Annotated in this window: 23 protein-coding genes and 1 tRNA gene; 18 read left to right on the top strand and 6 right to left on the bottom strand. The window is 36.9% G+C overall.

The window, feature by feature from the left end:
- Nucleotides 1-391: 391 nt before the first annotated feature.
- Complete coding sequence (gene hrpA, locus LBH98_03405; GenBank protein ID MDR0303802.1) at nt 392-4,180, top strand: ATP-dependent RNA helicase HrpA; 3,789 nt, start codon at nt 392-394, stop codon at nt 4,178-4,180.
- 37 nt (nt 4,181-4,217) lie between these two features.
- Here hrpA and tilS read toward each other — a convergent pair whose 3' ends face one another.
- From tilS to LBH98_03390, 3 genes are all read right to left on the bottom strand, one after another.
- The gene (gene tilS / locus LBH98_03400; protein MDR0303801.1) at nt 4,218-5,477 is read right to left on the bottom strand and encodes a tRNA lysidine(34) synthetase TilS; all 1,260 of its coding nucleotides are present in this window, start codon (nt 5,475-5,477) and stop codon (nt 4,218-4,220) included.
- Nucleotides 5,478-5,505: 28 nt separating this feature from the next.
- A tRNA-Met gene (locus tag LBH98_03395) sits at nt 5,506-5,579 on the bottom strand.
- A gap of 71 nt (nt 5,580-5,650) precedes the next feature.
- The gene (locus tag LBH98_03390) at nt 5,651-7,033 is read right to left on the bottom strand and encodes a hypothetical protein (GenBank protein ID MDR0303800.1); all 1,383 of its coding nucleotides are present in this window, start codon (nt 7,031-7,033) and stop codon (nt 5,651-5,653) included.
- Nucleotides 7,034-7,196: 163 nt separating this feature from the next.
- Here LBH98_03390 and LBH98_03385 point away from each other — a divergent pair, with 163 nt between their 5' ends.
- Nucleotides 7,197-7,511: a hypothetical protein gene (locus LBH98_03385; protein MDR0303799.1), complete on the top strand. Its 315-nt coding sequence runs from the start codon at nt 7,197-7,199 to the stop codon at nt 7,509-7,511.
- Between the two features lie 179 nt (nt 7,512-7,690).
- Here LBH98_03385 and rsmB read toward each other — a convergent pair whose 3' ends face one another.
- From rsmB to LBH98_03370, 3 genes are all read right to left on the bottom strand, one after another.
- Complete coding sequence (gene rsmB, locus LBH98_03380) at nt 7,691-9,097, bottom strand: 16S rRNA (cytosine(967)-C(5))-methyltransferase RsmB (GenBank protein ID MDR0303798.1); 1,407 nt, start codon at nt 9,095-9,097, stop codon at nt 7,691-7,693.
- Nucleotides 9,094-10,029, bottom strand: coding sequence for a methionyl-tRNA formyltransferase (gene fmt / locus LBH98_03375; GenBank protein ID MDR0303797.1), 936 nt, complete (start codon nt 10,027-10,029; stop codon nt 9,094-9,096). Before fmt ends, rsmB begins: the two co-directional genes overlap by 4 nt.
- Before the next feature lie 124 nt (nt 10,030-10,153).
- Nucleotides 10,154-11,047 (bottom strand): response regulator, encoded by an 894-nt coding sequence (locus LBH98_03370; GenBank protein MDR0303796.1) that lies wholly within the window; start codon nt 11,045-11,047, stop codon nt 10,154-10,156.
- A 264-nt stretch (nt 11,048-11,311) separates the two neighbouring features.
- On the opposite strand from LBH98_03370, the gene LBH98_03365 reads away from it, so the two are divergent.
- From LBH98_03365 to LBH98_03290, 16 genes are all read left to right on the top strand, one after another.
- Complete coding sequence (locus LBH98_03365) at nt 11,312-11,521, top strand: hypothetical protein (GenBank protein MDR0303795.1); 210 nt, start codon at nt 11,312-11,314, stop codon at nt 11,519-11,521.
- Nucleotides 11,518-12,054, top strand: a complete 537-nt coding sequence (locus tag LBH98_03360; protein MDR0303794.1) for a hypothetical protein — start codon at nt 11,518-11,520, stop codon at nt 12,052-12,054. The genes LBH98_03365 and LBH98_03360 overlap by 4 nt, the downstream gene beginning before the upstream one ends.
- The gene (locus tag LBH98_03355) at nt 12,044-12,547 is read left to right on the top strand and encodes a hypothetical protein (protein MDR0303793.1); all 504 of its coding nucleotides are present in this window, start codon (nt 12,044-12,046) and stop codon (nt 12,545-12,547) included. Before LBH98_03360 ends, LBH98_03355 begins: the two co-directional genes overlap by 11 nt.
- Nucleotides 12,537-13,370 (top strand): hypothetical protein, encoded by an 834-nt coding sequence (locus LBH98_03350; protein MDR0303792.1) that lies wholly within the window; start codon nt 12,537-12,539, stop codon nt 13,368-13,370. The genes LBH98_03355 and LBH98_03350 overlap by 11 nt, the downstream gene beginning before the upstream one ends.
- Before the next feature lie 2 nt (nt 13,371-13,372).
- Complete coding sequence (locus LBH98_03345) at nt 13,373-14,311, top strand: hypothetical protein (GenBank protein MDR0303791.1); 939 nt, start codon at nt 13,373-13,375, stop codon at nt 14,309-14,311.
- Between the two features lie 3 nt (nt 14,312-14,314).
- On the top strand, nt 14,315-14,584 hold the full coding sequence (gene rpsO / locus LBH98_03340) for a 30S ribosomal protein S15 (protein ID MDR0303790.1): 270 nt from the start codon (nt 14,315-14,317) through the stop codon (nt 14,582-14,584).
- 304 nt (nt 14,585-14,888) lie between these two features.
- A complete protein-coding gene (locus LBH98_03335; GenBank protein ID MDR0303789.1) occupies nt 14,889-15,407 on the top strand; it encodes a sigma-70 family RNA polymerase sigma factor in 519 nt (172 codons plus the stop codon).
- Nucleotides 15,400-15,663, top strand: a complete 264-nt coding sequence (locus LBH98_03330; GenBank protein MDR0303788.1) for a hypothetical protein — start codon at nt 15,400-15,402, stop codon at nt 15,661-15,663. The genes LBH98_03335 and LBH98_03330 overlap by 8 nt, the downstream gene beginning before the upstream one ends.
- 8 nt (nt 15,664-15,671) lie before the next feature.
- The gene (locus LBH98_03325; protein ID MDR0303787.1) at nt 15,672-16,106 is read left to right on the top strand and encodes a hypothetical protein; all 435 of its coding nucleotides are present in this window, start codon (nt 15,672-15,674) and stop codon (nt 16,104-16,106) included.
- A 102-nt stretch (nt 16,107-16,208) separates the two neighbouring features.
- On the top strand, nt 16,209-16,802 hold the full coding sequence (locus LBH98_03320; GenBank protein MDR0303786.1) for a hypothetical protein: 594 nt from the start codon (nt 16,209-16,211) through the stop codon (nt 16,800-16,802).
- A 4-nt stretch (nt 16,803-16,806) separates the two neighbouring features.
- A complete protein-coding gene (locus tag LBH98_03315) occupies nt 16,807-17,436 on the top strand; it encodes a hypothetical protein (GenBank protein MDR0303785.1) in 630 nt (209 codons plus the stop codon).
- A 64-nt stretch (nt 17,437-17,500) separates the two neighbouring features.
- A complete protein-coding gene (locus LBH98_03310) occupies nt 17,501-18,076 on the top strand; it encodes a hypothetical protein (GenBank protein ID MDR0303784.1) in 576 nt (191 codons plus the stop codon).
- A gap of 98 nt (nt 18,077-18,174) precedes the next feature.
- A complete protein-coding gene (locus tag LBH98_03305) occupies nt 18,175-18,924 on the top strand; it encodes a metal ABC transporter ATP-binding protein (GenBank protein ID MDR0303783.1) in 750 nt (249 codons plus the stop codon).
- 9 nt (nt 18,925-18,933) lie between these two features.
- Entirely contained in the window at nt 18,934-19,821 is an 888-nt protein-coding gene (locus tag LBH98_03300) for a metal ABC transporter permease (protein ID MDR0303782.1), read from the top strand.
- Nucleotides 19,818-20,771: a tRNA 5-methoxyuridine(34)/uridine 5-oxyacetic acid(34) synthase CmoB gene (gene cmoB, locus LBH98_03295; GenBank protein MDR0303781.1), complete on the top strand. Its 954-nt coding sequence runs from the start codon at nt 19,818-19,820 to the stop codon at nt 20,769-20,771. The genes LBH98_03300 and cmoB overlap by 4 nt, the downstream gene beginning before the upstream one ends.
- 456 nt (nt 20,772-21,227) lie before the next feature.
- The coding region (locus LBH98_03290) for an InlB B-repeat-containing protein (GenBank protein MDR0303780.1) at nt 21,228-22,354 on the top strand (1,127 nt) is incomplete at its 3' end.

Genomic DNA, 22,354 nt, shown 5'->3' with positions numbered 1-22,354 from the left:
AAGACCGAAGACCGAAGACCGAAGACCGAAGACCGAAGACCGAAGACCGAAGACCGAAGACCGAAGACCGAAGACCGAAGACCGAAGACCTTCAAAAGGTACTCACATAAAATACCATTTGCCACAGTAAAAGTCAAGTTTTTCGAGTAATTCGGCACTGTTTCCCTCTGTCTATTCAGTTTGGTTATAGTCGAAACTTTTAATAAAATAATATTTGCGAAAATCAGGTTGCGAAATTTCTCATTATCATAATGTGATTGTTTCCGTTACGGAGTCAACGCTTCTTATTACCGCGTTAAAGTTATAGATTAAACAATAATTAAGGACAAAAAGTATTTTCCCTGTAAAATAAACAGGAAATAAATTTTTCTATAAATATAAGGAATAATTATTGCTTCCGATTTTAGAAAAAAAAGACGAAATAATTTCACTGCTCAAAAAAGAACAGGTAATAATTATCTGCGGAGAAACCGGGTCGGGTAAAACTACTCAACTACCGCAGATTTGTTTGGAATTAGGGTTTGGCGAAAAAGGAAAAATCGTCATAACGCAGCCGCGAAGAATCGCCGCGACATCCATATCTCAACGAATCGCAAACGAAACTAAAACGACGCTTGGCTCGCTTGTAGGATATGAAATAAGATTTTCAAAAAAGTTATCAAAAGACACTAAAATTTTATGCATGACCGACGGAATATTGCTTGCACAATTGGCGCAAAATCCGAAATTATTAGGATATTCCGCGATAATCATCGACGAAGCACACGAACGCTCGCTAAATATAGATTTGACTCTGGGATATTTGCGAAAAATTCTGCCAAAACGGCGAGATTTAAGAATAATTATTTCGTCCGCTACGATGGACACATCGCTTTTTTCAAAAGCGTTTGACGATGCGCCGGTACTTAACGTTTCGGGACGGATGTTTCCGGTCGAAATAATTTACGACGATATCGAAAACAGCGAAAGCTATATCGACAGGGCGATAAAGGCTGTCGAAAATATCATAAAAATTTCCGACTCCGGCGATGTTTTGGTTTTTATGCCCGCCGAAAGAGATATTTTGGAAACGACACGAAAATTAAAAGGACGTTTTTTGCAGGATTCTACAGAAATTCTGCCGCTTTTTTCAAGGCTTTCAAACGCAGAACAAAATAGAATTTTTGCAGATACGGATGCGAGAAAAATCATAGTTTCCACCAATATAGCAGAAACGTCTATTACGCTTGCAAAGATTAAATTCGTAGTCGATACCGGACTTGTTCGAATAGCAAAATACGTTCCAAATCTGCGCACAAACCGTCTTCCTATAGAAGAAACCAGTAAAGCGGAAGCAACGCAGCGCTGCGGCAGAAGCGGGCGCGTCAGCGACGGAATTTGCATTCGGCTTTATTCCAAAAAGAACTTTGACGGGCGCGAGGATTTCAGGACTCCCGAAATTCAACGGCTAAACCTTGCGGGCGTTATTTTGCAAACGCTTAACTTGAATTTGGGCGACATAAAAAATTTCCCGTTTATTCAGCCGCCTCAGCCGCAGCGAATCGACGATGCGATAAACCAATTATACGAGTTGGGAGCGATTTACGGTAAACAAAGCGAAAGTCTTCAATTAACGCAAATCGGAAAAATTATGGCGAAATTTCCACTTGAACCCCATGTTTCGCGGATGATAATTCAGGCGCAAAAAGAGGGAGTAAGTAAACAAGTCGCTATAATCGCCGCGGGACTTTCGATTATTGACCCGCGAGAACGTCCGGTAGAAAAAGAACTTGCCGCCGATAACGCGCACCAAAAATTTATTGATATTTATTCGGATTTTATGTCCTTATTGAAAATGTGGAGCGTTTTTCACAATTCTTTTGACGAATTAAGAAAATCGCAAAAGGCTATGAGAGATTATTGTTCACAGCATTTTTTGTCGTTTAACAGAATGCGCGAATGGGGTGATATTTATGAGCAAATTTCGACAACTTGTAAGGAATATGATAAAAATTTCGACAAGGTAAAAATAGATTTTGAGAATTTAAGCGAAACTAACCGCTGGGCGATTCACAAGTCGATTTGCGCCGGACTTGTTGCAAACGTCGCCGTATTCGACGGCGAAAAAAACGCCTATCTCGCGACAAAAAACAGAACGTGTTACATATTTCCCGGCTCGGCTCTTGCCGGTGGAAAGAGGCGAAAATCTCAGTGGATCATGGCGCAGCAAATTACCGAAACAAGCCGTGTTTTCGCGCGAACTTTAGGACCGATTGATCCGAAGTGGATCATAGAATTTGTACCGGATTTACTCAAACGAAAGTACGGTGTTGCGTTTTATGACGAAAAAACTGCGAGTGTAGTTTGCGAAGAAACCATACTTTTTTACGGTCTGGAAATATCAGGCGGACAAAAGAGATTTTACGGAAATATCAACTTAAAAGCCGCAAGAGAAATTTTTATTCAATCGGCTTTGGTCGAAAGGAATATGAGCGCCGAATTTCCGTTTTTCCAGAAAAATTTTGTACTTATAGAGAAACTTAAAGAGATTGAGATTCAGCGCAGAATTGTAGGACAGATGTTTTCGCGCGAAGCGCTTTTTGAATTTTACGACAAAAAGATCCCAGAAAATATTTCGTCCGACAGGCAATTAAGCGGCTGGATTAAACATGAAAAAGAAAAAAACATCAATGAATTTTTAACGGTTTCTGAAAGTGAAATCGTGCCGCCGATTTTTGCGGGAATTAAAGACGAATATCCCGATTCCTTCGGTGTCGGCAATACGAGATTTGAGTTGTCGTACCGCTGCAATTTCGGACAGGACGACGACGGAATTACGGTAACCGTTTACGAAAACGAACTGATTTTTATCCGCGACGATGTTTTTGATTGGCTTATTACGCCGCTTTTGCCGCAAAAAATCGAAGAACTGATAAGAACTTTGCCTAAAGCCGAGCGAAAAAATTTTATTCCCGTCGAAACTAATGCGAAAAGAATCTTTGAAGAAATGAAAAAGAATCACAAAGAGTTAACCGTTCTGCAAAACAAAATTTTTTCCCCGCCGCAAATTTCGTTTTTACAAGCGTTATGCCAAACAATCCAAGTTTTGTTTGGAAAGAATTACGACAATAAAATTTTTAACGTTGAAGAAATACCGGATTTCCTGAAAATGCGGATAGCCGTTGTCGCAAAAGATAAAAGCGTCATAGGTTTTACGAAGAATTTGAAAAAAGATAGAAATTTACTGCTAAAAAACGCAGAAAGCGGTAATAGCGGAGGAAAGTTAGGAAATTTGCTGCAACAAAAAACCATAAAGAATCACCAGAAAATTGTTGAAAATTACGTCGAATTTATAAAAAATGTCGATTTGGATACGGAAATAATCAAAAACTGCGAAACCGATTTCGGCTACCCGGCGTTAAATGCAGAACAAAACGGAGTCGATATTGTCTGGTTTGCATCGCCGGAAACCGCCGACAGAAGAAATCCTTTCGGGTTGGCGAAACTTTTGGAATTTTCTTTGAATGAAGATTTCGGCTGGTTGGAAAAAAATCTTCGCTTGCCGCAAAATATAAAACTCATGGCAAAAGCGTACGGCGGCGGCGATTTCGTTTCAAAACGACTGTTTGAAATTGTCCGCGACGCGGTTTGTTTTCCAATAATAAATGTAAAAAGTTGGCGTGAATTTGACGAAGTCCGCAAACAACGCTTGGAAATTTTGCGAAAAAGCGAGAAATCCGTCGTAAACGATTTTATAAAATTTGCAAATTCCGCATCTAAAGTTCGACAATATTTGGACGTAACCATTGCAAAAACGCCTAAGCATAAAATCCTTCAAAACATAAAAACCGAACTTGAAATTTATATTGAACAATTTGTTTCGGGATATTGCCCGCTTGTGATTTTTGAAAGGTATTCGTTTTATATTGATGCGCTTATTTGCAAAATCGATAAATGCCTAAACTCGCCAAAGCATTATGAGGAGTGCGAAAAAACTATTAGTTTTTATCAGGAGAAATCTGTCGAATTTGTCGAGAAAATACATGAAAAACCAGTTGAATTTGAAACGTTTGCTGAAAGATTTTGCTTTCTGGTAGAAGAGTTATCGCTGAAATTATTCGCCGAACCGAAAATCAAGCCGATTGAAAGCGTCTCAATAAAGAAGTTGGAGAAGTTTTTTGAAGAAAACGGCAAAATATAGGCGCTTTTAATCGTCATATTTTCATCAATTTCATAATTTAACCATCTGCGTTTCTTACTTTAATCCAACGAAATCCGGTAATATTTCCATCAAATTTCCACGAACAATACGCCGAAGCGAGTAAATTTCCTTTTGAATTAAAAACGGCTGGAGAATTTTCTCTCTCAAATTTTGACAAACCTATTTTTTTCATTCGTTCAAACGCTGTTTTTGTGTCGTTCTTTAAGTAATCGTTTTGTGACAATTTTTTTATTCTCAGCGGATAATCGTTTTTTGAAACAACGGCGGCGTTTTCGCCTTTTTTAGGGATTTCGTTAGAAATAATTATTTTCCACAAATCATTTATGACAACTTCTTTTTCGGATTCGTTAACGATTATTTCTTTAATTTCTAAGGACTTATCGTTATTTTTTTTGAACAGTAGAAAATTTTTTAATACAATCATGTTGAAATCGTTGGGGAGAAGTAAAACGTTTCCTGTCTTTGAACGGCTTTTTTTGATATTTTCACAGTGAACTTCGTTTAAAACCAATTCTTTTTCAAAGCAAATTTCCATTATTTTAGTTATATTCTCATCTTTTTTGAACAAAAAACAATTGTTTTCGCCGTTACAAATTTGTTTTTTATTTGTTTGCTGAATAAACTCGCAAAATCCGGCAAGATGAATAACCGCAGACGGATTTATTTTTTCGAGTTCCGGAATAACGTTATGCCTTATTAGATTTCGGCTGAATTTTAAATCAAAATTACTTTTATCTTCCCGCCACGAAAGGTTATTTTTCGTCAAATATTCCAAAAGTTCATTTCGCGTTACGCATAAAAGAGGGCGGATTATTCCGTCTTCGCGAAATTGCAAAATACCCGCCGCGCCAACCATTCCGCTTTTACGAACCAAACGGAAAATCAACGTCTCCGCCTGATCGTTTGCGGTATGAGCGGTCGCAATAAATTTAATGTTCTTTTCGTTCTTAATCCGCTCAAAAAATTTATATCGCTCGCATCTTGCAATTTCTTCTAACCCGCTCATATTATTAGACATGTGTAAAGTTTTCAAAAATAACTCAACATCATGTTTTTTACATATATATTCCACAAAATTTTGATCTTCGTCCGAATCGTTTTCTCTTAAATGGTAATTTATGTGAATTGCAAAAAGCCGTAAATTAAATTCGTTTTTTATTTCGCATAAAATATGAAAGAGCGCGGTAGAATCCGTTCCGCCGCTAAAAGCAATCGCTATAGAGCAATTGTTTATTGAATATTTTGATAAGAAATTTTTAACTTTTGAAATAATCATAAGAGATAATCAACGAAAAATTGAATAATAGCAGGTCAGGGATTTGAACCCCGGACACTTGGATTATGATTCCAATGCTCTAACCTACTGAGCTAACCTGCCAAATCGGGTTTAATATACCATTTTTATTTATTTGTTGTCAAGAATTTTTTTTACAAGGAATTTTTTGCTCGTCAATGCGATTTCCATCCCATTTCATAACTTTTTTGTAATTTATCTTTGACAAGTTCTTTAACCGTTTTAAGTTTTACGCCGGCTTCGTCATATCCGGTTTCTGCCGCACGATATTTAATTACTTCCTCGTCGCATTTAGCTTTTTTAATTACATATTCAGACCAGGCTATTTTATTTTTTTCAATTCCCCGTATATATTTAATAACATCTTTGCGAAAGGATGCGGCGCCTGATTGAAAAGGTTTTATATACGGTTCAATAGACTGTCTCAGGAAATTTTCTTTCTGTTTTGAACAGTGAAACGCCGCTTTTTTTGTCATTCTGTCTGCCTTGGCAAAACCTTTGTCGACCGCCGCATTTAATTTAATTTGGAATTCCTCACCGTCAAGTATGTTCTTTTCGTAAAAACCCGCAAGAACATTGACAAATTTATCGCTAATCATTTCATAAATACGGGATTGATATTCCCCGCCGTCAATCTGGCTGCCTCCCATATTTTTATAATCGTCAAAAGAAAGCAAAAAGTCGTCTATATTAAAAATCTCTTTCAAACCGTTTCCGGCAATATCTGCGTTGTTGTATTGCGAATCTTGAATTCCCGAATTCGGCGCTATAGCAAATACGCCGCCGTGCATGCCGCATATTTCTTTGATTCCTGTGTTCAGATCCAGCAAAGTCCTCTTTACCATGGAAGAAATTTCAGTCCCGAAATCATTATTCTCATAACTAACGTCTTCCAGGATACTTTCAAAAGCATATATCTGTGCGAACAGCGACAAAGAATCTATTGTCGGTATAGTTTTAATGTAATCTTCAAGAGGCGTCATAGGGTCCCACGATTTTCCTTTTAACCTTATAAGTTCCGAAATATAATTGGATATATCGTTTGGCAAAATTTTTATTTTACCATCATCAAACATCAAATTCAACTCTTCGTCGTCTAATTGCAACAGTTTGTTAATTTCCCCGCTTGCGACGATAACGGTTTCACCGCTTTTAACCGCTTCTTTTATTCTAAAAGCCATATCCTTAATCATATAATATTCGTTTATCTGTTCCGGTCGTTCGATGTTTTCAACCGTTTTAACTTCAAATTCTTTTATCTCTTCTATTACGGACAAATCGCTGTTCGGCTTAAATTTATTTGCTTCGAACAATTCCGGGGCCAACGTATTTGCGCCTGATATATTCAGTGTCTGCATTTCTTTACTCTTATACATTCCAAAAGATTCGACAATCTTTCCATGTATAAATTCATCTTTTTTATCTGTTCTATTATATTCCGGTTGAAATGCCGATTGTTTTCTTACGCCGTTATTCTGAAATCCAAACGTTAAATGCGGTTTTGCAGAAACAAAACAGTTTCCCCATCTTTGTATCATAATACCCTCCATGGTAAATATACAGATCCTTCTTAGTATTTATCGTAATTTTCAATGCTTACTTTAATTTAATTATTGTGAAATTCGGATATTCTTTTTTGCCTTGCATAAATTAATTATTCTATTTTCGGCGAATAGTATATTTTAATAAAAGGAGAGTATTATGATTTCTTCCGTCATGTCTTCGATTTCCGCTATTAAAGCGGATATTTTGCGAACCGACGTCAGCGCTCACAACACGGCTAATATAAACACGCCGGGATTTGCTAAAACCGTAGTTGTGCAGACAAGCCAGGATTCCGGAACGGAGATTACCGCAATGCATAAAATTGAATCTCCAAGCAAGAGGCTTTCAGCGACGGATTTTGCCGAAGAAACCGCAGAACTTATAAAAGCGAAAGCGGATTTAGCGTTCAATTCAAAGGTAATAAAAATACAGGACAAAATGCTTGGCGAACTTTTAGATTTAAAGGCATAAATGTAACCGCTAATTTTGGAGCGATTCGTTATAAAGGTTTAGACACTTAATTAAAAAATTGCGTACGAAAATATAAATAAAACTTACTATAAATATAATAATAAACAAAAACAAAAAATTTTTCAATTTTTTTTTCATAATTTTATTTCTTATCTTTTTAAAACAACCCGTTCAAACGACTATTCCGTCCGCTCAAATTTCGCTGCAAAAATCGCATCGTTTGCATTCTTATTCGGAGTGATTTCCAAAAAATTTCCATCGGAAGAAAGCAATTGACTGTCTAAAATTATAGTTTTTGCCGGAATCAACTTAAAATTTTTGTTATTTTTTAAAAAGTATTCCACCACTTCTTTATTTTCTTCTTTTTCAAGCGAACAAGTCGAATACACTATTGTTCCGCCGATATTTACAAATTTTGCCGCTTCGTTAAATATATCTTTTTGTTTTTCGGCTGACTTTTCAATTGTGTCCGGACTGCGAATCCATCGCGATTCCGGATGACGATTTATTACCCCTGTCGCACTGCATGGAACATCGACTAAAACATAGTCGAATTCCTCACGAACCGAAAGTTTTCTCCCGTCGCTTACGACTAAATCGACATTTTTTATCAAAAGCCGTTTAAGCATATTGGAAATCATTTTCGCTCTATTGAAACTAATATCCGCCGCCAATATTCGGGAATTCGGAGCAATCTCGGCAATAAGCGCGGTTTTACCTCCGGGCGCCGCGCATAAATCTAAAACGCTTTTATTGTTTTTTACATCAAGCAACGCAACCGTCCATCCAGACGATGGCGACTGAATTGTGCATTGTCCCGCCAAAAACAAATCGGATTTTTCAAATTTTTCGCCGGATTTTACGCGGTAATATAAATTATTAAATCCGGTAGATTTTACGGATCCTTCACAATTTTTCGCTATCATAGCCTCAAACTTGTTTTTATTGGCAAGCAACGAATTTCTGCGAACAAAAATATTAGGAATAGTGTTGTTATATTCCAAGATTTTTTGTGTCGGCGTTTTCCCGAACTGTTCTATCCATTTTTGTGTAAGCCACAGAGGGTGTGAATACTCAAGGGCGATTTTTTCAGCAAACGAAAAATTATTTGGGATTTCTAACGCTTTATTTTTGTTTGTCAATAATTTTCGTAAAACCGCATTTACAAGGTTTGAGAATTTTACGGTCTGTGTATTTTTTTTACACAAATTTACGCTTTCGTTAACTGCTGCAAAATCGGGAATTCTTGTCATAAATAAAATTTGATATGCGCCTATTTCTAATATTATCTTAAGTTTTTCTTCTTTCTGAACCGCTTGAACCAAATATTTATCTATTGCAAAATCAAGACGGGATTTATTTCGCAAAATACCGTAAATTATTTCAAAACTAAGATTTTTTTCTTGCTGACTTATCAAGTATTCGCCTGTAATTCTATCTTTTTTGTCAAACAGTTTATCAACGACGGACTCAATATCATAGCCTTTAATAAAAAATTGACTCAACGCCTCAAATGCGACGCTGCGAGCGTCTTTTTTTTCAAAACCGCTATGTTTTTTTAATGAACTTTTTTTTTCTTTTATCATTCAAAAACCATTCCTTTCCGTATTTGATTTCCATTTGCGTAATCACAAATAGACATTGCCCGTTTCCCCGCAGGTTTTAATTCCGTAATCGTAAGTATCCCGTCGCCTGTTTGTACTAAAATTTCGTTTTTGTTTATTAAGATTATTTCTCCGATTTTATTGTTTTTGTCGGAAACAGCACATTTAACAAACGCTTTTTCTATTGTAATTTGCCGTCCGTAAAGCGTCGTTATAGATGTTGGGAACGGTTTGAACGCGCGAACTTTATTCGCAATATCCACAGCGCTGTTTCGCCAGTTTATTATTGACTCTTCTTTTCTTAACAACGGCGCTTTTGACGCGTTTTTTATGTTTTGAGTTTTATATTCAACGCTTCCGGCTTCAATTTCTTTCACGGCTTCGATAAAAGCGGTTGCGCCCAGAACGCTTAATTTCTCATAAAGCGATGGCGTCGTATCGTCATCAAGAATTTCGCATTCCTTTTGAATCACAATATCGCCCGTATCAACTCCGCTGTCTATGCGAAAAACTGAAACGCCTGTTTTTTTTGCACCGCTTTCTATCGCTCTTTGTATTGGCGCAGGACCACGAAACTGCGGCAAAAGCGATGCGTGAATGTTATATGTTCCGTTTTTTGGAATTTCAAAAACTGTTTTTGGAAGTATGGAAAACGCTACCACCAAAAAAATATCGGCTTTAATATTTTTTAATTCCTTTATAAAATTTTCATCTTCAAAATTATCAGGGGTAAAAATCGGCGATAATAGATTCTCGTCGGCAAAATTATTTATCGGCGATTTTCGTAAATGCAACCCGCGTCCTGTAGGTTTAGGAGGAGCGGTTATTACAGCGGAGATTTTATGCGACGAATTCAGTATCGCTTTAAGCACAGGTATTCCGAATTCCGCCGTTCCAAAAAAAATGATGTTCACAAAAACTCCTTTTTTATACTCTACCGTCCAAACGACCGACTTAATTAAATGTAAAAATAATTACCGAATGGAAGTTTATATAAAAACAGGCGCCGCCCAAATTTCATCCTCAACTTATCCGAATCTATAATTTTATAGCATTCGCTACTGCATTTTCAAGCTCGTAATAAGAATATGGTTTCTTGATAAACCCGCAAAGTCCGTCTTTCTTCATATCCTCAATGCTTGAATTATCAATAAGCCCGCTGGAAATCAGAATTTTAACGTCATCTTTAATTTTCTTCAGTTCGTAAAAACATGAAATCCCGTCCATATTAGGCATAATCATGTCTAAAATAATGAGCGCAATATCATTTGATCTTTCCTTAAACATTTCTATCGCATCAAATCCGCTCTCAGCGGTTACAACGGAATACCCGATTCGATTAAGCATCGCCTTAACTACTTTTATTATAGACACATTATCGTCCACTATAAGTATTGACGAAATTTTCTTTGAGTTTATTTTTTCATTGCGCTCAATTTTATTTTCATCGGACGTTTTATCTGATAATTTATGCATATCGACTGGAACGGCTTCCATTTCCGTTTTCTTGTCCGAATTCAACAATCGCTTGTTTAAAACGTCCGCCTCTTTTACATTTTTTATTATTATATTTACGTACTCTTTTTGCATGTCCGGAACACTTTGCAATAAAACTTCCGCCGCACCTAAAATCGCTGCGAATATATTATTGTATAGATGCGAATAAGTATCTGACAAATGATCTATCGTTTCGGATTTCCATGTTTCATACTCTTGATTTCTCTTTTGAGAAAATAATTTTTTTGAAAGAAAATACAACAAAATGGAATCAGTTGCAAGAAATACCAAAACAAACGAGCCGATGACCCAAACAATGATTTTATTTGTGCTAAAAATCAAAGTCACTATCATTATTCCTACCGCTGCCATTGCAATTAAAATCGTTAAGTTCAGCGGCAATACATTTTTTAACGTTTCATTTATTTTTTTCATAATTTATACCAATAAAAATTAAATTTTTTAATAATATACTAAATATTCATACAATTCATCAAGAATTTGTTTATTTTCGTCTATCTTGTTTCTAAAAATCCGGAATTATGTACGTTCCCGCCGCCAAATAAAATTTCTTTACAATTTATAATCAGCTCTTTTTGAACCTAAAGAAATGTGTAATTATTTGTTAAAGATAAATAAAATTAAGCAAATATCTTAAGAGAAAAATTATTTTCCTATAAAAATAATTTTGGAAGAAAAATGTTGGAATATAAAGAACACAGAATAAAAGTTGGTTTGAAACGAGAGCCAAAAGATATTTTTGATGAAATAGAGCAGGAATCCGCAAGATTTATAAGAAACGGCTGGAAACTTAAAGAAACGGTTACAAATGATTTTTTGGAGTATATCGACTTGTTGTTTGTTCGTGACGTACAGTTTGTAGAAAGGGATGCAAAGGAGATTTTATGAGATACGAAGTAGAAGAAATCGGAGATTTTTTGATTGTGCATGTAGTCGGAAATATGACTGCAAAAGACAAGCCCGGCATTTTGATTGACGAGATAAACGATTATATTGCGGACGGGGAAATAAATAAATTTTTGTTTAATTTAGAAAAAGTAGAAAATATTGACGACGACGGTATAGACGTGTTTATAAATTGTTTGTCGTTACAAAACGCAAATGTTGAAGACAGAGACATTTTGTGGGCGCAAAGCCTTGACGGGAACAAAATTGAGAAAGAATTTGAAAAACAGGCGAGTCAAAATTTGGTTGACGCCGAATCCGAAGAGGAGAAATTTTCAAATATTGAAGAAGATATAATTAATTTAGGAGACGTGTACAAAGAGGAGCCGAACGCGCCGACGACCAATTGTTTTATTTTAGTAAAAGACGACAATGTTTACGACAAACTGTATAATTCAGGAGTGGCGGGACTTATGACGATTTACAGAACCCGTGATGATTTCACTCGCGATCAGGGAGTTTTACTTGCGGATTAAGTTTCTTTTATTTACACTTGTTTTCGCAGGGGTTTGCTTTTGCGGATTTCCTACGGTTTTGGTACAATACCGAAACGGCGGTTCGGAAATAATAAAGAAAGCCGATATTTCAGACATTTCCGGAAAGCCTTATTTCAGAACAAAAGGGCGTAATGTTGAAATAAATATAAAACGGCTTCACTATATAGATATTTTTTCGGATACCGTCGAAATTTATCACAGTAACACTTGGTGCAGAACCGATATTTACCCTCTCACAAAAGACACTATACCGGTTGTATATCACGGTTGGATGAAAATAAGCACTATTCTCTGCGGCGTCGCGGATTTTGGGAAATTGTCCGCTTCAATATCCGAGTTAAAACAAATTCATTTCAAACCTAAAGAAATTTTGAGAAAAACCGAGCAGTCGTCGGACACGACAGAGGTTTTTGATACGGATATGCAGCCGATAGAAATAGAATCCTTAGATGAGGATGAAAATGTACAATAACGAACGTAAAAGCGGCCATCTGTTAGCGACAATTATAATTTCAGTCATTATTTCAACCGCTTGCGCTGTTTTTTTGGTTTTTATGCTGACAGCCAAAATTTCATTGCCGTCGCCTTTTGTCTTAAAACCTCAAAAATCAATAACCGAATTTCTCGACAAGGGAAAAACTTCAGAAGCGCTTGATATCATTTCAAAACAGCCGGATTCCATTCAAAAAAGCGACACTTCGCTTTTAATGCGGGGCAAGGCATGGTATTTGACTGCTTGGCAACGTTACGAAAGCGAAAACTGGAAAAGTTACGCCAAAAATTCCAACGATTGGTTTTTGGGCGATGACGTTGACAGGGCGCTTATATGTTTGACACAATCGGCTCAATCGGCGGACACTTGGGCGCAAGCGACCACAATGATAGGTGTGATTTACATGGAAAAAGGCTGGTTCGAAAAAGCCAAAAATACGTTTCAAAGTATTTTAAAAAAAGACATTACGCAAAGAGATGCGTTTTTGTATTACGGAGTAGTTCTATCTCGAATGGGACAGTATGAAAATGCAATTAATCATTTGGAAAAATGGAGTAATTATTTGAGCGACCCCGATTTTGTCAAAAATCTGTGTTATCTTTATTTGTTTGATTTGAAAGACTATGAAAAAGCGATTTTCTTGGGTGATATATATCTTAAAATTGCGCCGAGAGGAGACGTAGGAATTATTAGAGTTAAGCGAGAACTTCTTGATTTGGTTAATAGATTCCCGGAATATTTTAACGACACTATGCTTATAATCAGCGACCGCCCGCGGGAATTTCAACCGCGGAAAAGATAGTTATGCGAATCATTCATTTTGACAGCGAAACAAAAATTTTTGGAGAAACCGTCGCCGCGCTTGGAAATTTTGACGGAGTTCATAACGGACATAAAATTCTAATCGAAAAGGTCGTGTCGCGTGCAAAGCAACTTCGCGCATTGTCGTGTATAATAACTTTTGAGCCGCACACCCGCGAAGTTATCCAGAAATCCTGCATAATGAAACTAACCGCAACTTCAGAAAAATTTATCTTGTTTGAAAAATTAGGCGTTGATGTTTGTATGGTAATTCCGTTTGACGAAAATCTCGCGAAAATGCCTAAAATCGACTTTGAAAACGAAATTTTGCATAAAAAATTTGGTTGTATAGAACTTGTTTCGGGCGAAAATCAGCATTATGGAAATAAAAATTTAGGAAATTTACAAAAAAACGCTCAATTTGTCGGCGGCAAAAACGATTTTACGAACGCTGTAATTGGTTTGTACGGTGAAAACAATGCGATTGTAAGTTCGACAACGATAAGAAAGTTGCTTCTTGAAGGCCGCATTGACGAAGCCGTGAATCTGCTTGGGCATCCGTATTTGATTACGGGGCGACGAATCAGGGGCGAGCATTTGGGCGGCGTCTTGGGTTATCCTACGCTGAATTTTAAATCGCCGTTGGCGACTCAAAAGGTTGTTCCGCCTTCGGGCGTGTATGTAGCGGAAGTTTCTTACGGCAAGCATTCAATAAAAGGATGTTTGTATTACGGAGACTGCCCGACATTCGGAAATCGGGAACTCCATTTGGAGTTCTTCTCGCTGGATAAAATAAAAGAAGATCCGGCGGTTGGCGGCGAGTGTGCGCTCTGGCTGCACCGGTTTATCAGGCATGACAGGCGATTTGATTCCCAAGAGGAATTGGTCACGCAAATCGGTTCGGACGTAGAAATTATTAAGCGTTACTTTTTCAAGGAGTGAATTGTGTCCATTACAAAAGAAAAAACCGCAGAACTTGTTGCGGAATTCGGCGCCAACGCAACAGATACGGGAAACAGCCGTGTTCAGATTGCGATTCTTACGGAAAGAATCCGTAATTTGACTCAACATCTTAAAACAAACAAAAAAGACAATCACACCAGATACGGTCTTACAAAGTTGGTCGGAAAACGCAAGTCGTTGCTGGATTATGTGAAATCTCGCGACGTAGGCGAGTATCGCGAGTTGCTTGCGAAACTCAATTTGCGTAAATAAGTTTAATTTTTGGAACTCAGAAATAGAAAGTCCAGTGTATTTGAGGGGACTTTCTATCTAAAAGCGTTTTTCTATCCGCAAAAACCGAAGATAATTTTGTATGTTTGTTAAGAAATTTTTTAACGCCTGTTTATTATTTCTTGGGTTCGGTAAATATGTACATAACGCACAAATGTAGAAAATACAAGACAGGTGTACTGGTTTCAACAAACGAAGTAAAGTTTTCGATAAATTTCGAACTAATTTGACTTTACGGCGTAACAAAATGAATTTTTGAGATAACTAATAAATATGTGGAGGAGCGTTGGAACGGTTTGAGGATTTACCGCCGGAGGATTTGAAAAATTACGGTAACGAGCGCGGGTTTAAGAAAATTTATGACTATTACGCTCCTTTCGTATGGCGCATTTCACTTCGCTCGCTTGCAAATGAGATTGACGCTGAAACGGTTTTGTATTCGGTTTTTATGGTTGTTTACAAGAGTATAAAAAATTTTCGTTTTGAGTCGGCGTTTTCAACTTGGCTTTATAGAATTACGCTAAACGAGACAATAAAATTCATAAACAAGAAAAAAAAACGGCGCGAAACCGCTCTTGACGAAAATATTGAGGTAAAAAGCGGCGAAAGCAGAATAAGCGAGAAAGATTTTGTTAAAAAAATACTTGATTCTCTTTCGGTTGATGAAAGGTTTTTATTGGTGGGCAAAGAAGTCGACGGGCTTAGTTTTGAGGAACTATCGGTAATCACCGGCAAGAGTTCGGGGGCGTTGCGAGTAGAGATTTCGCGGCTAAAACAAAAAATAAGGGAAAATTTCAATGAGTAATTACGACGATTTCATTTCACAGATATGTGCGGTTTCACAAATTCCTCGAAACGTATATCCGAAAATCAGATTTCGTATTGTCGCAGGAAAAATTGTTTTGCCGGCAACAGTTGTTATCCCTATTTTTTGTATTTTTGCCGGAATTTTTTTGTTTAACAATAAAAATTATCAACAAGATTTCGATATTACATCCACTACGGAATTGTTGCTTTTTGCGCAAAATAATAATTTTTATTCACTTTTTGACGATCAATAGGAGCTTTTATGTATAAAACAGAAATTATTATAGTTTTGCTTGTCGGCATGTTTTTTTATGTTTTTTCGGAAGGAAACAAAAATTGTCAAAATTGTCAAAAAGAAAATTTCAAAACGATTTTAAATTTATCTCCACAGCAAGAAGAAGAGTTTATTAGACTTAAAAAAATTAGTTTTTCAAAAGATTCCGTTTATTTTGCCCAGTTGAAAAATTTGAGGGAGAAACTTCTATATGAGTCATATAAAGAAAATCCTGATATTGAAAAAGTAGAAGAGCTCTCTTCCGAAATCGGGAAAGTACACTCAGCGCTTTCTATTTGTTTATTGGCAAATATTCAAGAAACAAAAAAGATTTTGACGAGTTCACAGTTCGAGAAATTTATTGAATATCGTAAAAATAAAACATATAAAGATTTTGAGCAAAAGACGCTTAATATAAAATAAATATATAAAAATTTAAAAAATTTTATTATTTATGCAGCATTTTATGCTTTTTTTCATTATATTTATACCAAAAATTTGATAGAAGAAGATTAAGGAGAATATATGCAATTACCCAAAACCCCGCGGGGACAAAAATTTAAAGAAAAGAAATGTATGTATCCGGGATGTGAAAAAGTTTTTCACGGTATTCATATTTCAAAGTATTGCGTAGAACATAGAAAAGACAGGTATAGAATACGCAAAAGGGCAAAGCCGGAAGACGTAAATCTAAAAAACCAAACAATTCAGCATAAATATACGACTGTAGTGGAACAAACGATGACTTGCGCTTTGGAACAGTGCGAGAATCAATTTACCATTAAAGTTTTTCCGCGTCAGTATATTTATCCGAAATTTTGCCCTGATCACAGAAACGAATACCGTCGTGAAAGACATTTACGTTTGATAGGACGCGAAGATCTTATTGAGACTATGAAGGGCGACAACGGAATGATTATAATTCCGCAAAACGACAATATCAATTTCATCGACGATGAAACCAAAGAAGATACGAAACCGGAAAATAACGATAACAGCGATGCGGACGATATATCGGATTTGGAAGATTCTACGCCGCAAACATCCGAAGACTTTCAGCCGACCGAGGAGTTTGATGAAAGTGAATTAAAATCGCAGCGCGAAGACTATTTGGCGTGACAATATGGGAACTGTAATAATACAGCCGAAAAGACAAAGGTTTGAGATTTTTTTCATGCTTATCTCAACAATAACGATTTTGGCTTTAGCCAGCGGACTTATCGCCATAAACAAAACGCAAAAAGAAGTTATCAAATTCAAAAGTTATCAAATCAGCGCATTCAACGTTCTTTCGGGAAACGACCAGGGTATTTTTTCTGATTTATACACCGCCGCACTCGAAATAGAGGCGATGCACCGCGATAACGGCGAGGTTTGGGCGAGCGTAGATGAATTAAAAAACAAAGAATTAGCGCTGTCGCCGTTTGTAGAGGACGCTTCATGGAAGACGCGCGGACAAATTAAATGGAAACTTTTCACATACGATCAGCCAAATGTCCATAGAGCTGTTTATGCCGGACGAAGCAACGATGAAAATGTTGCCGGAAATTTCATTGTTTTGTGCGAACATTTCCATTCAATAGACGGCTCATATTATTTTGGAGTGAATAAACAACGTCCGTATTCAATTTGGTTCAACAAAAATTGGTCGCTTCCGTCAGATATAAGCGAAGGCACTTTGATAGCCAACGGCTGGAAAGAGGCGATTCCATACAGCGGAAAAGAAGAATTGAAACGACTTAACAGAAATTAGAAATTAAAATATGGTTTGTATAAATTTATTTCAATTTAAACTTATGAAAGGTGAGGAAAGTTAAATGAAAAAATTATTAATTTGCTTGTCGCTGCTCGTTTTCGGACTTTTAGCGCAGGAGGAAGAAACAGATGCCGTTTGGGAGGAAGACGAGATTCTGCCGGAAATTGAACTGGAAGTAGAATTGAAATCCGTCCAACAAAAACCGGCGCAAATCGAAGAAAAGGATAGCCCTATAGTGCTTAAACCTTTGGAACGCAGGTCTGTTGAATGGTATAAATCCTTTAAATATTACAAAAACGACAAGATTTTACAAGCATTGGTCGCTTTGTATTATACGTATAAAGAAACCCCTGTTTGGTTGTGGGAATTGTTAGATTGGCAGATATCTATGTACGGCAATACCAAATACGGACAAGACGATCGCATAAAAGAGGCGAAAGCAAGAATTCCTGCGCATAAATTAGCGTGTTTGGAACGAGTTTTCGGGACTCAAAAGTATGTTGACAACATAGTAGAGCCGGTACAAGGAATTATGACCAAGGTTCATAATCCGCGAATAAACGGACTTCTTGTCGTATTGATGGACGAACCTGCGAAATTCGGTTATTTTGTGCCGTATTGCTTGGCAAACGATTAACTTGAAACTTTATTGATTTTTAATAAAAATTGCAATTGAACATATCGGTTGCAATTTTTTTACACATAAATAAATCGTATAAAAATTTGCATATCCGCTTGATACATAAATTATTTTATGTTTATGAATTTTGGAAAGGCTTTAATATTTCAAAAGTAAGAATCAAAGTTGAAAATTTGTCACTTGCTTTCGGTAAAAACGAAGTGCTGAAAAATATAAACTTTACTGCCAACGCGGGTGAAATTCATTGTATTATCGGACCAAACGGAGGCGGAAAAACAACGTTTGTCAAATCAATTTTAGGACAAACGCGCCACGAAGGTAAAATAACGCTGGAATGGGAAGATAAATCCGGCGTTATAGGTTATGTCCCGCAAATCGTAAATATCGACCAAACGCTTCCGATAACGGTTTCTGATTTTGTCGCGCTCTGCATTCAAAAACGTCCCGCATTCTTAGGTATCGAAAAAAAGTTCAAAAAAAAGTTTGACGAAACATTCGAGAAACTGGAAATGAAAAATAAAGAAAAATATCTCTTTTCACAGTTATCGGGCGGCGAAAGACAAAGAGTTCTTTTTGCACAGGCGCTGATTCCGTCTCCCGATTTGCTGATTCTGGACGAACCTATGAACAGCATCGATAAAAGCGGTGCAGAGATTTTTTCAAAAATTATCAAAGAATTATCACAAAAAGGTACGACGATAATTTGGATTCATCATGATTTAGCGCAAGTGCAAAAAATTGCGGATAAGGTAATTTGCATAAATAAATCGGTCGTGTTTTCGGGAAAACCGAACGAGGTTATGAACGAGAAAAACCTTCTTAAAATATTTTCGGCGCAAACATAGGAATAAATTATGGATTTTATATACGATGCTGTCAGACATTCTATACAACAAGCGGTTCAGGGCGGATTTATGCCCGATTCTTTCAAGTATGCGTTTGTGATAAACGCGGTTATATGCGCAATTTTGATAGGTCCCACGCTTGGCGCAATCGGAACGGTTGTCGTAGCGAAAAGAATGGCGTTTTTTTCAAACGCTATCGGAAATTCCGCACTCACGGGAATCGCTATCGGAATAATGCTTGGCGAACCGGTAAACAATCCTTATATTTGTCTGTTTTCGTTTGCGATTTTGTTTGCGATTTATCTTAATTTTTCCAAGAATAAGAGCGGAATGTCGCACGATACGCTAATCGGCGTGTTTTTGTCTGCAAGTTTGGCAATCGGTGCGGCGCTTATGATGTTTGCGACTCGCGACATAAATATTCACATCCTTGACGGTTATATGTTCGGCTCAATTTTAACCGCCGGAAACGGCGATATCACGCTTCTTTTGGTAATTACCGCACTGTCGATTGCGGCGGGAATTTACGGATTTAACCGAACGATAATGTCGGGACTTAACCCGTCGCTCGCACAAGTTCGCGGCGTTGCGGTTTTGGTTTACGACTACGTTTTTGTAATTTTAATCGCGCTTATTACGGTCGCTTCAGTAAAAATAGTCGGTTCGATTTTAGTCGAGGCGTTATTGATTATTCCTGCGGCGGCGGCAAGGAATATAAGCAAATCGCTTAAAACCTTCGTACTTTTCAGCGTAATTTTTGCGACGCTAAGCGCTATAACCGGAATAATAATCCCGATGGAGTATAACATTCCCATTCCGTCAGGCGCTGCGATAATAGTCGTGGCGACGATAATATTTATCTTGACGCTTTCGGTGAAAATCGTGAGAAGAAATTGATAAATTCCGACAGTTTTTTTGATTTCATAAAAAATACCGAGTTGGAACAATTGAAAAATTCCGTTTGCACGCTTACCCAAAAAAATATTTCTGAAAACGGAAACGTTTCACGTTGGCTTTCAGCGCTTGAGAAAATTCCGAAAATCGATTGTGATTGTTTTGAAGAAAACGGGAAAGTGGTTATTTCGTCAAACGAAAACACGGACAATTCGTCGATTTGCGTTGCCTTACGCGAATTTATGCCTTGGAGAAAAGGTCCTTGGAAAATATTAAATATCGATATTGATACCGAGTGGAACAGCGATTTGAAATGGAAAAGATTTGCAAAATTCTGCGATTTTTCCGAAAAAAAAATTCTTGATATCGGCTGCGGAAACGGATATTACGCTTATCGCGCCGCGCTGAACAAAGCAAAATTCGTTATAGGTGTAGATCCTTCAATTTATTCGGTATTTCAAGCGCAAATTTTCGCAAAATTATGTCCTCAGATTCCGGTTTGGATTTTTCCGCTCGCCCAAAAAAATCTGCCGCAAAACCTGCCGTTTTTCGATGTAATTTTTTCTATGGGAGTAATTTACCACCACAAAGATCCGATTGAACATCTTTCGCACATATATGATCTTTTGGTTTTTGGCGGCGAATTGATACTTGAAACGCTTGTTGCGGACGATTGTGATTTCCCAGACGGCTTAAAACCGAAAGGCAGATATGCAAAAATGCGTAATGTTTACGAAATTCCGTCGATAGAAAAAGTTAAAAATCTGCTTAATTCTTTGAATTTTAAAGAAATTAAATTGTTAGACGTTACAAAAACGACAAATGCCGAACAGCGAAAAACCGACTGGATGACGTTTGAGTCGCTTGAAGATTTTATAGACGAAAACGACAATTCTAAAACGATTGAAGGTTATCCCGCGCCGACAAGAGCGGTGTTTTGGGCGAGAAAATAAAAACGCTCCTCTTTTTTGACTCATGCCAAATCTATAAAATAACGATTTAAAATAAATTTCTTACTTTATTTCACAAATATAAATAGTATTTTACTACTGCGTAAAAAAGATGAATTGTGGGGATTTTATCCCTGCATTTCAAACCATACCTTTATTTGGAATTTAGGTGTAGAATAACTATTGTGCAACAAGCACATTGGGCTGTTCTGCCTTTCTACACCTATTTTCGGTATGGATATAATTTCATCTTTTTTACGCAAAAAAAACTATGATTTGTGGCGGAACAGCCTTTTCTGATTTTATCGCTGTTTTCTTTCCTATAATTCATAAGTTATTAAATTCGGCTAATGACGATACAAGCGCCCTCTGTCATTGCGAACGAAGTGAAGCAATCCAGAGACGGATATGAAAATAGAACGACAATATTGGGAAAGAAGAATTAAACAAGGAGTTTTTATGCAAAACAAAAACGGATTTCTAAAAGTAGCGGCGGCATTGATGATTGTCGCACAAATGGTATCGGCGGCGACAGACATTACCGCCAAGTTTACATGCCCGAATTTTAAAGCAGAGGTGTATAAGTTGATCGGGAAAACCTCACCGACTGCAATACTCGACAGTGATGTAAGCGGTATTACATATTTTGATGTGAGTAATAAAAACATAACAAGTATTGCCGGAATAGAATATTTTACAGGATTGACGAGTTTGGATTGCTACTTAAATCAATTAACCGAACTTGACGTGTCAAAGAATACTAAACTTCAAATATTGAATTGCAACAGAAATCAATTAACTAAAATTGATCTGCTAAAGAATACCAATCTGTGGTGGATGGATTGTTCTAACAATCAATTAACATCACTTGATTTATCTATGAATACCGAGCTGTTGCATTTTTGGTGTTTAGACAACCAATTAACCGAACTTGACGTGTCAAAGAATACTAAACTTCAAATATTGAATTGCAACAGAAATCAATTGATGACGCTTGATGTATCAAATAATACAGATCTGTTTGCTTTAGAATGCTATATCAACGAATTGACTACACTTGATGTATCGAAAAATACCGAGTTAACGCATTTTGATTGCCAAATTAACAAACTTCTTGTCATTGACATATCAAAAAACATAAAACTACTCCATTTTGATTGTTCTCACAACAAATTAACAACACTTGATGTTCAAAATAATATTAACCTTATAAATTTATGTTGCAGAGACAACCAATTGACTGAACTTAACCTGTCAAACAATACAGTTTTGGAAAGCTTGAGGTGCGACAAAAACCAATTAACTATACTTGACTTGTCAAAGACTAACCTGTGTGGATTTGTTGAAATAAGTCGTAACTTATTCGACAGCGAAGACGATATTAAAGGCTTGAACAAGGGAAATTACGGCATTTATGAATATTCACCTCAGCGTCGAAAGAACACTATAACGTTTGACTCACAAGGAGGCTCAGCGGTAGCCCCGCTCATAGACATATTGAGTTTTGAGAAGATTACCGAACCTGCCGCTCCGACAAAAGAGTATCACTCATTTCGCGGCTGGTTCACCGACGAAGCCTGCACTAA

The sequence above is a fragment of the Chitinispirillales bacterium genome, from assembly GCA_031254455.1.
Classification (GTDB): domain Bacteria; phylum Fibrobacterota; class Chitinivibrionia; order Chitinivibrionales; family Chitinivibrionaceae; genus WRFX01.
Note: the sequence above shows the minus strand (reverse complement) of the source record. Positions and strands in the feature narration are given on the sequence as shown.